The sequence below is a fragment of the Azospirillum sp. UENF 312511 genome, from assembly GCF_058780635.1.
This window is the reverse complement of sequence record NZ_JBSNCG010000006.1, coordinates 15643-33248: the sequence shown is the minus strand read 5'-3', so window position 1 is coordinate 33248 and position 17606 is coordinate 15643. Positions and strand designations below refer to the sequence as shown.

Genomic DNA, 17606 nt, shown 5'->3' with positions numbered 1-17606 from the left:
TCGCGTAAATGGACATATATTCACGTTACCCTCGCCCAGCTTGAGGGCATATCTGGGCCAATCCACACCATGGGGACGGAAGAATAATGGGTATCGTTGCTGGAACAGAAGGACGAGACACGCTGCTCGGAGGCCTTGGCGCGGATCTCCTTGACGGGAATGCTGGTGATGACTCCCTTGAAGGGGGTTACGGCAGCGACACGCTGATGGGCGGTTCCGGCAATGACATGCTGGTGGGGGATCGTGGAGGCTCGGGAGATGAATTTCTGTTCACGCCCCTGGAGCTGGAGTTTGCTCTGCCCGGATATTTTGATTTCAGCCAAGGCTGGACGAACGAGGATAAGACCCCGCGAGCAGTGGCGGACGTCAATGGCGACGGCCGCGTCGACATCATCGGGTTTTCGGCGAACGGCGTGCTGGTCTCGCTCGGCCAAGCCGACGGCACCTTCGCCACGCCGCTGAGCGCCCTTCCCGGCCAGTTCGGCTTCAACTACGGCTGGTCCTCGCAGAACGCCGGCCCGCGTCTTGTCGACGATGTGAACGGCGATGGCCGGGCCGACATCGTCGCTTTCTCCGCGAGCGGCGTGCTGGTCTCCCTGGGGCGGGCCGACGGCACCTTCACCACGCCGGTGAGCGCCTTGACCGGCTACTTCGGCTTGAACCAAGGCTGGGGACAGGACACCACGCCACGCCGGCTGGCGGACGTCAACGGCGATGGCCGAGCCGACATCATCGGGTTCTCATCGAACGGTGTGCGGGTCTCGCTGGCGCAAACCAACGGCACCTTTGCTGCGCCAGTGCTTGCTCTGCCTGGATATTTTGATTTCAGCCAAGGCTGGACGAACGAGGATAGGACCCCGCGAGCGGTGGCGGACGTCAATGGCGACGGCCGTGTCGACATCATCGGGTTTTCGGCGAACGGCGTGCTGGTCTCGCTCGGCCAGGCCGACGGCACCTTCGCCACGCCGCTGAGCGCCCTTCCCGGCCAGTTCGGCTTCAACTACGGCTGGCCCTCGCAGAACACCGGCGCACGTCTTGTCGACGACGTGAACGGCGATGGCCGGGCCGACATCGTCGCATTCTCCGCGAGCGGCGTGCTGGTGTCCCTGGGGCAGGCCGACGGCACCTTCACCACGCCGGTAAGCGCCTTGTCCGGCTACTTCGGCTCGAACCAAGGCTGGGGACAGGGCACCACGCCACGCCGGCTGGCGGACGTCAACGGCGACGGCCGGGCCGACATCATCGGGTTCTCATCGCACGGTGCACGGGTCTCGTTGTCCGTGTCCAACGCCGACCTCCTCGTAGGAGGAGAAGGAGACGACACGCTGGATGGCGGGGCTGGGGCGGACACCCTGATCGGCGGCACCGGCAACGACGTTTACCTCGTGGACAACGCCGGGGATGCGGTCGTCGAACTGGCCGGCGAGGGTGCCGACACGGTGTACAGTTCCATCAACTACACGCTGGGTGATAACGTCGAGGCACTGGTTCTGACTGGAGCCGCGCCAAACGGCATCGGCAACGCGCTGAACAACAGCCTGACCGGCAACGCCGGTGCCAACCGGCTGACTGGCCTCGATGGTGACGACACGCTGATCGGTGGGGCCGGGGCTGACACGCTGGATGGTGGGAACGGCACCGACACCGCCAGCTACGCCGGATCAGCCGCGGGCGTGACCGTTGACCTTTCGACCGGCACAGGGTCCGGCGGCGAAGCGGCCGGGGATGTGCTGATCGGGATCGAGAACCTGACAGGCTCGTTCCATGCTGACAGGCTGACGGGCGATGCCGGAGCCAACCGTCTCGACGGTGGGGCGGGCAACGACACCCTGATCGGCGGTGGCGGGGTCGACACACTGGTTGGCGGGCTCGGCGACGATCTCTATGTGGTCGACAACGCCGCCGACGTGGTGCTCGAACTGGCCGGGGAAGGCACCGACACGGTCAATGCCTCGATCTCCTGGGTGCTCGGCGCCAACCTCGAGAACCTGATCCTGGCGGGCTCGGCCACGATCAACGGAACCGGCAATGCGTTGGACAATGTCCTGACCGGCAATGGTGCTGCCAACCGTCTGGATGGTGGAGCGGGCAACGACAGCCTGATCGGCGGAGCGGGCGACGACACGTTGACCGGCGGAACGGGGGCCGACACGCTGATCGGAGGCCTCGGTGCGGATGTCCTTGATGGGAATGCTGGTGATGACTCCCTTGAAGGGGGGTACGGCAGCGACACGCTGGTGGGCGGTTCCGGCAATGACATGCTGGTGGGGGATCGTGGCGGTTCGGGAGATGAGTTTCTGTTCACGCCCCTGGAGCCGGAGTTTGCTCTGCCCGGATATTTTGATTTCAGCCAAGGCTGGACGAACGAGGATAGGACCCCGCGAGCGGTGGCGGACGTCAATGGCGACGGCCGTGTCGACATCATCGGGTTTTCGGCGAACGGCGTGCTGGTCTCGCTCGGCCAGGCCGACGGCACCTTCGCCACGCCGCTGAGCGCCCTTCCCGGCCAGTTCGGCTTGAACTACGGCTGGTCCTCGCAGAACGCCGGTCCGCGTCTTGTCGACGACGTGAACGGCGATGGCCGGGCCGACATCGTCGCATTCTCCGCGAGCGGCGTGCTGGTGTCCCTGGGGCAGGCCGACGGCACCTTCACCACGCCGGTAAGCGCCTTGTCCGGCTACTTCGGCTCGAACCAAGGCTGGGGACAGGGCACCACGCCACGCTGGCTGGCGGACGTCAACGGCGACGGTCGGGCCGACATCATCGGGTTCTCATCGAACGGTGTGCGGGTCTCGCTGGCGCAAACCAACGGCACCTTTGCTGCGCCAGTGCTTGCTCTGCCTGGATATTTTGATTTCAGCCAAGGCTGGACGAACGAGGATAGGACCCCGCGAGCGGTGGCGGACGTCAATGGCGACGGCCGTGTCGACATCATCGGGTTTTCGGCGAACGGCGTGCTGGTCTCGCTCGGCCAGGCCGACGGCACCTTCGCCACGCCGCTGAGCGCCCTTCCCGGCCAGTTCGGCTTCAACTACGGCTGGCCCTCGCAGAGCGCCGGCGCACGTCTTGTCGACGACGTGAACGGCGATGGCCGGGCCGACATCGTCGCATTCTCCGCGAGCGGCGTGCTGGTGTCCCTGGGGCGGGCCGACGGCACCTTCACCACGCCGGTGAGCGCCTTGACCGGCTACTTCGGCTCGAACCAAGGCTGGGGACAGGGCACCACGCCACGCCGGCTGGCGGACATCAACGGTGACGGCCGGGCCGACATCATCGGGTTCTCATCGCACGGTGCACGGGTCTCGTTGTCCGTGTCCAACGCCGACCTCCTCGTAGGAGGAGAAGGAGACGACACGCTGGATGGCGGGGCTGGGGCGGACACCCTGATCGGCGGCACCGGCAACGACGTTTACCTCGTGGACAACGCCGGGGATGCGGTCGTCGAACTGGCCGGCGAGGGTGCCGACACGGTGTACAGTTCCATCAACTACACGCTGGGTGATAACGTCGAGGCACTGGTTCTGACTGGAGCCGCGCCAAACGGCATCGGCAACGCGCTGAACAACAGCCTGACCGGCAACGCCGGTGCCAACCGGCTGACTGGCCTCGATGGTGACGACACGCTGATCGGTGGGGCCGGGGCTGACACGCTGGATGGTGGGAACGGCACCGACACCGCCAGCTACGCCGGATCAGCCGCGGGCGTGACCGTTGACCTTTCGACCGGCACAGGGTCCGGCGGCGAAGCGGCCGGGGATGTGCTGATCGGGATCGAGAACCTGACAGGCTCGTTCCATGCTGACAGGCTGACGGGCGATGCCGGAGCCAACCGTCTCGACGGTGGGGCGGGCAACGACACCCTGATCGGCGGTGGCGGGGTCGACACACTGGTTGGCGGGCTCGGCGACGATCTCTATGTGGTCGACAACGCCGCCGACGTGGTGCTCGAACTGGCCGGGGAAGGCACCGACACGGTCAATGCCTCGATCTCCTGGGTGCTCGGCGCCAACCTCGAGAACCTGATCCTGGCGGGCTCGGCCACGATCAACGGAACCGGCAATGCGTTGGACAATGTCCTGACCGGCAATGGTGCTGCCAACCGTCTGGATGGTGGAGCGGGCAACGACAGCCTGATCGGCGGAGCGGGCGACGACACGTTGACCGGCGGAGCGGGGGCCGACACGCTGATCGGAGGCGATGGCGACGACCGCTTCTACTTCGACGATGCCGACGCGCCATTGCAGGGTGGTGCCGGCTTCGACACCGCCGTCGTCCAAGGCAGCGTCGGCGCCAGTCTCGATCTGGCGGCGTGCAGCATTGAGCAGGCCTATGGCGGAGGCGGAAACGACAGCCTGATCGGCACCGGCGCCCTCCTCGGCCTTGCGATCAACGGGCGTGACGGTGACGACCTCATCCTTGGCAGCGCCTTCAACGACACACTGACCGGTGGCAATGGCAGCGACACCCTGAGCGCCGGAGACGGCGACGACGTGCTGTACATCGACGCGGACGATGCTCTGGTGAGTGGCGGGGCCGGGTTCGACACCGTCTATGTCCAGGGGGATGGAAACCTCACCCTCGACCTTACCGCCACCAGCATCGAGCGGGTGTTCAGCGGCTCCGGCAACGACATCCTGACCGCCACCGGCTCCGTCACGCTGGTGGAGATCAATGGCGGCGCCGGCGACGACCTCTTGGTTGGCAGCGCCTATGACGACACGCTGCGTGGTGACGCGGGCGATGACACGCTGTTTGGCGGCGCCGGGAACGACGTTCTGGTTGGCGGCGGTGGCAACAACGTGCTGTTTGGCGGCGCCGGTGATGATCGCCTGTATGTCGATACCCAGACCGCATCCTTGGATGGCGGCGCCGGCAACGACACGGTCTATGCCCGATATTCCGGCGGCGTGACGCTGGATCTGTCGGCCTCCATTGAGCTCTTCAACGGCAGCGTCGGCAGCGACACCGTGACGGCGGCCAACGCCTCCTCCGCGGTGGAACTGATCGGTGGGGATGGCGATGACTCGCTCACGGGCGGTGCTTACGCCGACAGCCTGCGCGGTGACAACGGCAACGACTGGCTGGACGGCGGAGACGGAGACGACACGCTGTCCGGAGGCAACGGGAACGACTGGCTGTGCGGGGGTAGCGGAAACGATACCCTGTCCGGCGGCAGCGGAAACGACACGTTGGTTGGTGGTTTCGGCGATGACTCGTTGGTTGGCGGAAGCGGTGCCGACCTGTTCGTCTTCTCCAATGGCGGCGGCAACGACATCCTGCGGGATTTCAACGCCGGACAGGGCGATCTCATCGCTCTGGCGGAAGGTCAAACCTACACTCTGGCCGCCGATATGGGCGGCAACGCACGGATCGTTTTCGGCGCCTCGGATACGGTCACTTTGGTCGGTGTGCAGATCACCGCGGTTTCAAGCTCCTGGTTTGTGACCGTGTGATCTTGTGACGGAGAAGGTGGCGCACCTTCTCCGCTCCACTCTGGGAAAGAAGCTGACTCAAGCTGCAGCGGAAAAGGGTGAATTCGCTCGCCCTGATGCTTGTCGCCGCTGAGTTATTCAGGCGAAAATTGGCTAGGCGCCGCAACGGGTTTAGCGCCGGATAGGCAAGCTAATCAGGAGAAAATCAGACTTGTCCTGGTCAGAATTGCAGAGTTGATCAGGTGAAAAGTGTCGGGCCAAGCGAAGTCGCCTCGCGATCTCATGGATGTACCCGATGATCTTTGGCGGATCGCCCGAGAACGGGAACGGGGTATCCGTCCGCTCGTTTTGCAGCCGCTGGTCTATGGCGCGCGCGGGGAACAGCTTGCCGCTGCCGCGCAGACGCTCAACGTGTCGCAGCCGTATCTCTCGGCTCATTCGGGCCTACCAGGCCGATCCGCGTACCCAATCCCTTTTGGACAAGCGCCCTGATCGCAAGGTCGGCGTGCGCCGGCTCGATGAACGGGTCGAGACGAATCTGAGCTGAGCTGATGTGGTGGATGGCCCTTCCACCTTCCTAAAACGGTGGCAAGCTGAGGTCGTCGAAGAAACCAGCTCAGAGGGGCCGTCGATGGACGAGGTGGTGACGATCGGTCTGGATCTGGCGAAGAACGTTTTCCAGGTCCATGGGATTGCCGCGGATGGAAAGGAGGGCATTCAAGCCGAAACAACCGATATGGTCCGTTCGTCTCCGACTCCTTTGCTGTCTCCGTCGGCTTGCGCGATCGGTTGAGTCACTGCAATCGCCGCCATGAACGAACGCAGCGGCCGACGCCGCCAAGGGGAAGGCCTGGCTGCGGCGCCCGGCCATGAACGGACAGCCCGGTGATCCGCCCAAGTGACGGGTGGATGAGGGATATCGCCGGATGCGCTATTTTTAACTGCAGAGAGAGACGCATCGATCGTTGTCGATGAGAGGTGCCACGTCTCATCTGTGAAACTGGAAAGCCGTCAGGCTTTCAATGAGTTGTGCATCAATGGTCACAGATTCCGCTTGGCCACGCCCTCGTTAGAAAAAACGAGCGAATTCAAATAGATGCCGGCGAAATTCACGAGGTGAATTCTCGCATTCAATCCAATGCATTTTACTAGCCTGAATAGTGCGTGTACTGACTGAAAGGAGTTACCCCTATCAGTCCAAGGAGGAACACCTCCTGTGTCCGATTCGCCGATGCGCCGCTTGAAAGTTGCGTTTCCTGATCCGCGTGTCGCGGATCGGGCGGGCCATGAGGGCTTCCGCCTTGCCGCACTGATGCCGGTCGTTCTCACCGCACCGTCAAGACATTCTGGCCGATACCAGCCTCCTTGAGCTGGGATCTGAAACAAACGCCAAGAATACCAGCCCCATTGGAGCCAGCTGCATTATGACCGACCCGACCTTCACGCTGATGGGAACCGCTTTGTTTGGCTTGAGCCCCAGCGGTTCGGCCACCGTGCTGCGTTATGGGGATTTCGACGGCGACGGCGACCTTGACGTGCTGGTCGGCAACAACAACGGCGATCTGCAGCTTTTCCGGAACATCGGCACCCCCACATCGCCGAGCTTCACGCTGGTTGGCACCAACCCGTTCGGCTTGGCCGACGTTGGCAGCTTCATCGTGCCGGCCTTGGCGGACATCGACGGCGACGGCAAGCTCGATGTGCTGGTCGGCGAACGCGACACCGGAAACCTGTTCCTCTTCCGGAACGTGGGCACCTCCGCGGCGCCGAGCTTCACGTTGGAGGCGACCAACCCCTTTGGCCTCAGCGGGGTCGGATACAAGGCCGCTCCTGTCTTCGTGGATCTTGACGGCGACGACGACCTCGATTTGGTGGTCGGCCAGAGCTCGGGGCTGGTCGTCTTCGAGAACATCGGTACGGCAACGCAGCCCAGTTTCACCCTCGTCGGCACCAACCCCTACGGTCTCGGCAACGTCCAGGATTACTCCACGCCGGTCTTTGCGGACCTCGACAACGACGGCGACCTCGACATGCTGGTCGGCGAAACGAACAATTCTGGCGCGCCCTACGGCAGCGACATCTATTTCTACCGGAACGTCGGCACAGCAACGCAACCCAGCTTCACCTTGGCCGGGACCAACCCCTTCGGTCTCACGCGGGGGACGGCGAGCATGATTGCGCCGTCTCTCTTCGACATCGATGGCGACGGCGATCTCGACGCCTTGGTCGCTCAGGGGAGCGGCACCCTCAGCGTGTACCGCAATGTCGCACCGCCGCCGCCCATCCCGGCTCTGCAAGGCGCTGCGGTCAATGGCGCGTCGCTGGTCCTGACGTACGATCTGGCGCTGTCCAGCACCAACCCTCCGGCGGCCAACCTCTTCACCGTCACGGCCGGAGGGCAGGCGGTCACCGTCAGCAGCGTCGCCGTGGACAGCGTGAACAAGACGGTGACGCTGACGCTGGCCCAGGCGGTCACCAACGCGGACACCGTCACCGTCTCCTACACCGACCCCACCGCGGGCAACGACACCAACGCCATCCAGTCCGTCACCGGCGCCGACGCCGCCAGCTTTACCGCCCACGCCGTCACAAACAATTCGCCCGACACCACCCCGCCGTCGCTGGTTTCGGCGTCGGTGAACGGCACGACCCTGACCCTGACCTATTCGGAAGCGCTGGACGGTGCCGCCGACGCGGCGGGGTCGGCCTTCACCGTGATGGTGAACGGGGTGGCGCGCACGGTGACGGGGGCGGACGCCTCCGGCACGACGGTGACGCTGACGCTGGGAAGCGCGGTGGAACGCTACCAGACGGTCACCGTCGGCTACACGCCGCCGGGCTCGGGCGCCAAGACGCAGGATGTGGCCGGCAACGCCGCCGCCGCGGTGACCGGCCGGGAGGTGCGCAACGTCACCGTGGGCGATGCCAACTTCATCCTGCTCGGCACCAACCCCTTCGGCCTCGTCGACATTGGCACGTCCGCCCGGCCGACCCTGGTCGACATCGACGGCGACGGCGACCTCGACCTGGTGACCGGCAACAGCGGCGCGTCCGTCCGTTTCTACCGCAACGACGGCACCACGGCGGAGCCCAGCTTCACCTTCATCGGCACCAACCCCTTCGGTATCAGCAACACCCCTTACGGCACGCCCACTTTCGTGGACCTCGACGGTGACGGCGACCTCGACCTGCTGCTCGGCCAGGGTCAAGGCAATACGGTGGTATACCGCAACATCGGCACCACCACGGCACCCAGCTTCACCATGGTCGGCACCAACGCCTTCGGCATCGGCCAGGTCGGCGGCGGTTATGCCAAGGCGACGCTCTGGGACTTGGACGGCGACGGCGACCTCGACGTGCTGTTCGGCGGCAATGACGGCTCGTTGACCATGTACCGCAACGTCGGGACGACGGCCTCCCCCAGCTTCACCGTCGTCGGCACCAACGCCTTCGGTCTCGAAGATGTCGGCTTCGCCTCGACGCCGGCCTTCGTGGACATCGACAACGACGGCGACCTCGATGTGCTGGTCGGCAACTTCGACGGCAACACGGTGGTGTTCCGCAACATCGGCACCAACGCGGCGCCCAGCTTCACCGTCGTCGGCACCAACCCCTACGGCCTGGGCGACGTCGGCACCGCGGCCCTGCCGGTGTTCGCCGACCTCAATGGCGACGGCGACCTCGACGCGCTGATCGGCAATGGCGACGGCAATTTCGTCGTCTACCTCCAGGGCCCGCCACCGCCCGCGGCGCCCTCGGCCTTGGCGCTCACGGCCGGCACCAACACCGGCTCGACGGCCGACGCCATCACCGGAAACACCGCGCCGACCATCACCGGCTCGGCTGTGCCGCTGTCGGAGGTGGTGCTGTACGACGGCGCCTCGGCGATCGGCACCGTCACCGCCGACTCCTCGGGCCTGTGGACCCTCACGACGGGCACGCTGGCCGAAGGCGTCCACAACCTGACAGCGAAGGCCACCAGCGCCTATTACACCGGCACATCGCCGGCCTCTACGGCGCTGAGCGTGACCATCGACACGACGGCACCGACGCTGACCGCGGCGGTGCTGAGCGGAACGCAGCTGACGCTGACCTATTCGGAGCTGCTGGACGGCGCCCAGGCTCCGGCCGGGGCCTTCTCGGTGATGGTGGGGGGCGTGGCGCGCACGGTGACCGCGGTCGCCTCCAGCGGCAAGACCGTCACGCTGACGCTCGACGACGGTGTGGTCTCCGTCCATCAGACCGTCACGGTCGATTACGCCCCGCCGGGCTCCGGTGCGAAGACCGCGGACGCGGCCGGCAACGCTGCGGGCGCGCTGACCGGACATGGTGTGACGGTGCCGAAGGACCCCAATTTCGTCCTGGAGGGCACCAACCCCTTCGGTCTCGTCACCACCGGACCCTGGTCGATCCCGACCTTCGCCGACATTGACGGCGATGGCGATCTCGACGCGCTGGTCGGCATGGGCGACGGCACCATCCGGTTCTACCGGAACGATGGAACGGCGACGGCCCCCAGCTTCACGTTGGCGGGCACCCACCCCTTCGGGTTGGGCGCGCTCGATATGAACGCCGCCCCGACCTTCGTGGACATCGACGGAAACGGTACGCTCGACGCGCTGATCGGCGACTTCAACGGCAACACGGTGGTCTACCGCAACGTCGGCACGGCGACGGCTCCCACCTTCACGCTGGTGGGCACCAATCCCTTCGGATTGAGCAGCGTCGGAAGCGCCACCACCCCCTCCTTCGTGGACATCGACGGCGACGGCGACCTCGACGCGCTGATCGGCAACTACGACGGCAACATGGTGTTCTTCCGGAACATCGGCACGGCGACGGCTCCCAGCTTCACGCTGGAGAGCACCAATCCCTTCGGGCTGGATGACGTCGGCAGTTACGCCCAGCCGACCTTCGTGGACGTCGACGGGGACGGCGACCTCGACGCGCTGATCGGTAATTTTGCCGGCGACATGCTGTTTTACCGGAACGTCGGATCGGCAACGGCGCCCAGCTTCACCCTGGAGGGCACCAACCCCTTCGGGCTGAGCAACGTCACCTTCAAGTCCGTTCCGAGCATCGTGGACATCGATGGGGACGGCGATCTCGACGTGCTGGCTGGCGGCGACAGCATCGGCAACAACATCATCCTGTTCCGCAACGTGCCGCAGCCGCCGGCCAGCCTTGCACTGACCCCGGGCAGCAACAGCGGTTCGGCCGCGGACACGCTGACCAACGTCACGAATCCCGCGATTTCCGGCCAAGCCCAGCCGCTGTCCACGGTGGTGCTGTACGACGGGGCGGTGGCGGTGGGCACGGCGACGGCCGACGCAAACGGTCTGTGGACCATCACGACGACCTCCCTGAGCGAAGGCGCCCACTCCTTGACCGCTGTGTCGAGCGATGCCACCAGCTCGTCGCCGGCTTCCAGCACGCTGACGGTGACCATCGACAGCGCGGCTCCGAACGCCCCGACCGTCACGACGGCGCTGAGCAACAGCACCACACCCACCCTGACCGGTACGGCGGAAGCGGACAGCACGGTCACCGTCACGGTGGGTGGGGCGACCTACACCACCACTGCCACCAACGGCAGCTGGAGCCTCAACCTCGCCACGGCGACGCCAACCTCGGGCTCGCTCAGCCTCAACGACAACGGCACGAACGCCGTCTCGGCCACCGCCACCGACGCCGCGGGCAACGTCTCCACGGCCGGCACCCAGTCGCTGACCATCGACACCACAGCGCCCAACCCGCCGGCGGTGACCAGCGCCGCGCTGAGCAACAGCGCCACCCCGACCATTGGCGGTACGGCCGAGACCGGCAGCATGGTCACCGTCACGGTGGGTGGGGCGACCTACACCACCACTGCCACCAACGGCAGCTGGAGCCTCAACCTCGCCACGGCGACGCCAACCTCGGGCTCGCTCAGCCTCAACGCCAACGGCACGAACGCCGTTTCGGCCATCGCCACCGACGCCGCCGGCAACACATCCGCGCCGGGCACCCAGTCGCTGACCATCGACACCACCGCGCCCAACGCCCCGGCGGTGACCAGCGCCGCGCTGACCAAAAACGCCACGCCGATCCTCACCGGCACGGCGGAAGCCGGCAGCACGGTGACCGTCACGGTGGGCGGCGCCACCTACACCACGACGGCAACCAACGGCAGCTGGTCCATCAACCTCGCCACGGCGACGCCGGCCTCCGGGTCGCTGAACCTCAACGCCAACGGCACCAATGCCGTCGCGGCCACCGCCACCGACGCGGCGGGCAACACCTCCACGGCCGGCACCCAGACGCTGACCATCGACACCACCGCGCCGAACGCCCCCACCGTTACGACAGCGCTGAGCAACAGCACGACGCCGACCCTCACCGGCGCGGCCGAGACTGGCAGCACGGTGTCCGTCACGGTGGGCGGTGCCACCTACACCACGACGGCGACCAACGGCAGCTGGAGCCTCAACCTCGCCACGGCGACGCCGGCCTCCGGCACGTTGAGCCTCAACGCCAACGGCAGCAACGCCGTCTCGGCCACCGCCACCGACGCCGCGGGCAACGTCTCCACGGCCGGCACCCAGACGCTGACCATCGACACCACCGCGCCCAACGCCCCGGCGGTGACCAGCGCCACGCTGACCAAGAACGTCACCCCGACCATTGGCGGCACGGCGGAGACCGGCAGCACGGTGACCGTCACGGTGGGCGGCGCCACCTACACCACCACCGCCACCAACGGGACTTGGAGTCTCAACCTCGCCACGGCGACGCCGGCCTCCGGATCGCTGAGCCTCAACGCCAACGGCACCAACACCGTCTCGGCGACGGCAACCGACGCGGCGGGCAACGTCTCCACCGCCGGCACGCAGACGCTGACCATCGACACCACCGCGCCCAACGCCCCGGCGGTGACCAGCGCGGCCCTGACCAAAAACGCAACGCCGATCCTCACCGGCACGGCGGAAGCCGACAGCATGGTGACCATCACGGTGGGTGGGGCGACCTACACCACCACCGCGTCAGGGACCGGCGCCTGGAGCCTCAACCTCGCCACGGCGACGCCGGCCTCCGGCTCGTTGAGCCTGAACGCCAACGGCACGAATGCCGTCTCGGCAACGGCAACCGACGCGGCGGGCAACACCTCCTCGGCCGGCACCCAGACCCTGACCATCGACACCACGGCGCCCAACGCCCCCACCGTTACGACGGCGCTGAGCAACAGCACCACACCCACCCTCACCGGCACGGCGGAAACCGGCAGCACCGTCACCGTCACCGTGGGCGGGGCCACCTACACCACCACCGCCACCAACGGCAGCTGGTCGATCAACCTCGCCACCGCGACGCCGGCCTCCGGGTCGCTGAGCCTCAGCGCCAACGGCACCAACACCGTTTCGGCCACCGCCACCGACGCGGCGGGTAACATCTCCTCGGCCGGCACCCAGACGCTGACCATTGACACCACCCTGCCCGACGCCCCGACGGTAACCAGCGCCGCGCTGACCAAGAACGCGACGCCGATCCTCACCGGCACCGCCGAGGCGAATGCCACGGTCTCCGTTACGGTGGGCGGCGCCACCTACACCACCACCGCCTCGGGGACCGGCGCCTGGAGCGTCAACCTCGCCACGGCCACCCCGACCTCCGGGTCGCTCAGCCTCAACCCCAACGGCAGCAACGCCGTCTCGGCCACCGCCACCGACGCCGCCGGCAACACATCCGCGCCGGGCACCCAGTCGCTGACCATCGACACCACCGCGCCCAACGCCCCGGCGGTGACCAGCGCGGCCCTGACCAACAGCGCCACTCCGACCATTGGCGGCGCCGCCGAGACCGGCAGCACGGTGACGGTGACCGTCGGCGGCGCCACCTACACCACGACGGCGACCAACGGCAGCTGGTCGATCAACCTCGCCACGGCGACGCCGGCCTCCGGCACGCTCAGCCTCAACCCCAACGGCAGCAACGCCGTCTCGGCCACCGCCACCGACGCCGCGGGCAACACCTCCACGGCCGGCACCCAGACGCTGACCATCGACACCACCCTGCCCGACGCCCCGACGGTGACCAGCGCCGCGCTGAGCAACAGCACCACACCCACCCTCACCGGCACCGCCGAGACCGGCAGCACGGTCACCGTCACCATCGGCGGCGCCACCTACACCACCACCGCCACCAACGGGAGCTGGAGCGTCAACCTCGCCACGGCCACCCCGACCGCCGGCTCGCTCAGCCTCAACGCCAACGGCGCCAACACCGTCTCGGCCACCGCCACCGACGCCTCGGGCAACGTCTCCGCGCCGGGCACCCAGACGCTGACCATCGACACCACCCTGCCCGACGCCCCGACCGTCACCACCGCGCTCACCAACAGCACCACCCCCACCCTCACCGGCACCGCCGAGGCCAACGCCACGGTCACCGTCACGGTGGGCGGCGCCACCTACATCACCACCGCCTCGGGGACCGGCGCCTGGAGCCTCGACCTCGCCACCGCCACCCCGACCGCCGGCTCGCTCAGCCTCGACCCCAACGGCGCCAACCCCGTCGCGGCCACCGCCACCGACGCCGCCGGCAACGTGTCGAGCCCCGCCACCCACACGCTGACCGTCGACACCACCCCGCCGACGGCCAGCGTGCTGTTCGACGACGACAGCATCGACGCCCTCGAGCAGTCCAGCACCGCCTTCACCATCAGCGGCGGCGAGGCCGGCGCCGCCTTCACCTGGACGATCACCTCCGCCGGCGGCGGCCAGGTCTCCGGCAGCGGCGTGATGAGCGGCCCGACCGCGCAGGTCGGCGGGCTCGACCTCTCCGGCCTGGGCGACGGCACGCTGACCCTGACGCTCGCCCTGACCGACCCGGCGGGCAACGCCTCGCTGCCCTTCACCGCGACGACGCAGAAGCTCACCGCCACCGTGGACAAGCCCGCCCCGGTCGCCCCGCCGCCGGTCGCCACCGTCGACGGCGCCACCGTCACCGGCGCGGTCACCACCAACGGCGACGGCAGCCGCACCACCACCGTGACCATCGAGGCCAGCACCGGCACCCGCGTCGAGGACACCAGCACCGCCAACCCCGACCTCGCCGACGTCCCGGTGGTGCGCGAGCAGGTGGTCGACCGCCAGACCGGCCATGTCTCCACCCAGACCACGCTGACGGTCAGCGTCTCCACCGGCGTCGCCGTCACCGCCACCGGCGGCGCCGAGCGGCAGACCGCCGCCCAGGCGCTGACCGGGCTGACCGGCCTGATCGCCGCCATCGAGGCGCGCACCGACGAGGGCACCGCCGCGCGCAGCGGGCTGACCGGCGGCGGCTCGGGCTTCCTCTCGGTGCTGTCGGCGCAGGCCCAGCTTCTGGTCCGCGCCATCGACTTCACCGCCCCCGGCGTGGCCGCCGGCCAGGCGGTGCAGACCAAGGTGACCGGCACCACGCTGGGCGGCACCGGCCCGACCAGCACGGCGCCGACCGCGGTGGTGCTCAACACCACGGGCCTGACCGGGCCGGTGACCATCCAGCTCGACAACGTCGAGTTCGCGGCGGTGGTCGGCAACGCCACGCTGATCGGCGGCGACGGCGAGCAGATCGTCTACGGCGACGACCACGAGCAGTACATGCATCTGGGCGAAGGCGACGACCTCCTGCACGGCGGCGGCGGCAACGACACGATCACCAGCGCCGGCGGCAACGACACGCTGTACGGCGACGAGGGCGACGACCTGGTGCACGGCGGCGAGGGCGACGACTGGCTGTTCGGCGGGTCGGGCAACGACCTGATCGGCGGCGGCACGGGCGACGACCGCGGCTTCGGCGGCGAGGGCGACGACGTGCTGTTCGGCGAGGAGGGCGACGACACGCTGACCGGCAACGAGGGCAACGACACGCTGAGCGGCGGGGCGGGCAACGACCTGCTGTTCGGCGAGGACGGCGACGACCTTCTGTACGGCGACGAGGGCGACGACACGCTGAGCGGCGGGGCGGGCAACGACACGGCGCTGGGCGGGTCGGGCAACGACCTGATCGGTCTGGGGTCGGGCAACGACCTGGGGCTGGGCGGCGAGGGCAACGACACGCTGTTCGGCGAGGAGGGCGACGACACGCTGTTCGGCGGGGCGGGCGACGACGTGCTGCACGGCGGGGCGGGCAACGACGTGCTGTTCGCCGACGGCGGGGCGGACACGCTGTGGGGCGGCGAGGGCGCGGACGTCTTCGCCTTCGGGCGCAACTCCGGCGGGTCAGTGGTGATGGACTTCGAGGTGGGGGTGGACCGCCTGGCCTTCTACGAGGCCGGCGTCGACCTTGGCGCGGTGATCCGCTCGGCGCGGGTGGAGGGCGGCAACACCACGCTCGACGTCGGCGGGGGCAACCGCATCACCATCCTCGGCCAGACCGGAAACGTCTCCGCCTGGTTCGGCTGAGCATTCGGCAGCCAGAGACCGCCGCGATCCATTCCCCGCTCCTGAAGGTATGGATCGGCGGTCTGACACCGTGCAGATTGCCGAGACATCGCGGCCTCGTCATGCGCAGTCCAAAGAACACCTCGATAAACCGCCTCTGAGCGCGGGTTGATGCCGATAAGGGGCCACGCGGATGGAAAAGCGGCGTTTTTCGAGGGGACACTCCATAGATACCGTGGCGTTTGTGAAGCGGAAACGCGGGTCGGGGGCCAGACCGGCCGCCCCAGGTCAAGGCGGGCGCTGACGCGCCCCCGCCTACGGCGGCTGCGGCCTTGACCCGCGCCGTCCGGCCCGGCGATGGTTCGGCATGGGTCGGTCGTTCCGACCGACCGCTGGGATTCAGGCGGTCGTCTCCTGAGGGGGTGAGGGCGACCAGGTGCGCCGCTGTTTGGCGACGGTCCAGATGGCGACCATCAGCTTGCGCATCGCGGCGATCAGCGCGACCTTGCCCGGCTTGCCGCGGGCGCAGGCCCTCATAGAAGACGCGCAGCCAGGGGCTGGCGTGCACCGCGTGAACTGTCGGCATCCACAGCGCCCGCCGCAAGGCCGCCTTGCCGATCGGCGACAGCCCCGCCCGCTTCGGCGTCTGCTTGCCAGAGTGTTTGAGGGCCGGCACCAGCCCGATGTAGGAGGCCAACGCTTCCGGCGAGCGAAACCGTGCGGGATCGTCGAGTTCGGCCACCAACCGTGCCGCCGTCGTCGTGCCGATCCCTTCGATGGAGGTCAGCAGACGGGCGACCTGATGGTCTTCGAGCAACGTCTCGATCATCGTGTCGATGGTGAGAAGCCGGGCGCGCCAGAGCGCCAGATCCTCGCAGGCATGCCGGATCCGTACCCGGTAGACATCGCCGCTCTGGGCGGCGACGGTCTGCTTGGCGGCGGCGATGAGCTGGCGCGCCAACGGGTCGCCGACGAAGTGCCGCGGTCCGTGGCGCAGCTTGGCCAGGCGCCGGGGCGTGGCGGCGGCAATGTCCGCCGCGGTTGGGAACGCTTTCAGGATCGTCAGGGCAAGCGCTGTGTCCAGCAGGGCAACATGCTGCTTGAACTCCGGGAAGGTGAGGTCCAGCAGGCGGTGGAGTTGCCGCACGCGGTCGCCGCAGTCCTGGACGAGGCGGTCGCGGTGACGGATCAGTTCGCGCAACTGCTCGGTGGCGTGATCGGGCAAGGTCGCCGGCGCCGGCCGCTTCTGCTGGCCGAGGCGGGCGAGTCCCAGGGCGTCGAGCGCGTCGGTCTTGGTGCGTACCAGTGCTTCCTGCTGGAAGCGGGCGGACTGCAGCGGGTTGAGGATGGCCACCGGAAGGTCGCGGGCGACCAGGGCGGCGGCGAGGTTCTTCCAATAGTGTCCGGTGGCTTCCAGTACGACGAGTTGGACCGGCGCCAGCCGCTCAAGCTCGGTGAACAGGGCGGCGTGTCCCGCTTGGTCTGCGGTAAAGCGGAACGGCTTGCACACCGTTGAGCCTTGATCGTTCACCGCGGCGGCGACATGGGCTTCCGCGCCGATGTCGATGCCCACGAAGGTCATGGCGTCCCTCCTGTCGTTGTGGGCCGCGAAGAGCCTCGGAGCCGCTGCCGGGCACCTGTCCTTGTGAATGCGGCGCCACCGGCCAAGATCGGAGCCGCTGCGTCGTGATACCGTGCAGGCCCGGGGCAACGGGCGAGGGTGCCAATCTATGGCGCGGGGCCGAACCCCGGAACGGGCGACGACACCCCTCTT

Annotated in this window: 4 protein-coding genes; 3 read left to right on the top strand and 1 reads right to left on the bottom strand. The window is 67.7% G+C overall.

The annotated features are described in order from the left end of the window. Nucleotides 1-86: 86 nt before the first annotated feature. The 3 genes from ACWPN7_RS33935 to ACWPN7_RS33925 all read left to right on the top strand — a co-directional run bounded on the left by ACWPN7_RS33935 (nucleotide 87) and on the right by ACWPN7_RS33925 (nucleotide 15853). On the top strand, nucleotides 87-5453 hold the full coding sequence (locus tag ACWPN7_RS33935) for an FG-GAP-like repeat-containing protein (RefSeq protein WP_492273752.1): 5367 nt from the start codon (nucleotides 87-89) through the stop codon (nucleotides 5451-5453). 610 nt (nucleotides 5454-6063) lie between these two features. Continuing rightward, complete coding sequence (locus ACWPN7_RS33930) at nucleotides 6064-6225, top strand: hypothetical protein (RefSeq protein WP_456531863.1); 162 nt, start codon at nucleotides 6064-6066, stop codon at nucleotides 6223-6225. A 631-nt stretch (nucleotides 6226-6856) separates the two neighbouring features. Beyond that, nucleotides 6857-15853 carry an Ig-like domain-containing protein gene (locus ACWPN7_RS33925; RefSeq protein ID WP_492273751.1) on the top strand — a complete coding sequence of 2999 codons (8997 nt, stop codon included), beginning with the start codon at nucleotides 6857-6859 and terminating at the stop codon, nucleotides 15851-15853. Here ACWPN7_RS33925 and ACWPN7_RS33920 read toward each other — a convergent pair. Next, a complete protein-coding gene (locus ACWPN7_RS33920; protein WP_459198247.1) occupies nucleotides 15807-17414 on the bottom strand; it encodes an IS110 family RNA-guided transposase in 1608 nt (535 codons plus the stop codon). The two genes, ACWPN7_RS33925 and ACWPN7_RS33920, sit on opposite strands and share 47 nt — an antisense overlap. Between the last annotated feature and the right edge of the window lie 192 nt (nucleotides 17415-17606).

Bases quoted from the DNA above. Each gene is read 5' to 3' on its own strand.
- ACWPN7_RS33920 (WP_459198247.1), bottom strand. From the start codon at position 17,414: ATGACCTTCGTGGGCATCGACATCGGCGCGGAAGCCCATGTCGCCGCC.
- ACWPN7_RS33925 (WP_492273751.1), top strand. From the start codon at position 6,857: ATGACCGACCCGACCTTCACGCTGATGGGAACCGCTTTGTTTGGCTTG.
- ACWPN7_RS33935 (WP_492273752.1), top strand. From the start codon at position 87: ATGGGTATCGTTGCTGGAACAGAAGGACGAGACACGCTGCTCGGAGGC.
- ACWPN7_RS33930 (WP_456531863.1), top strand. From the start codon at position 6,064: ATGGACGAGGTGGTGACGATCGGTCTGGATCTGGCGAAGAACGTTTTC.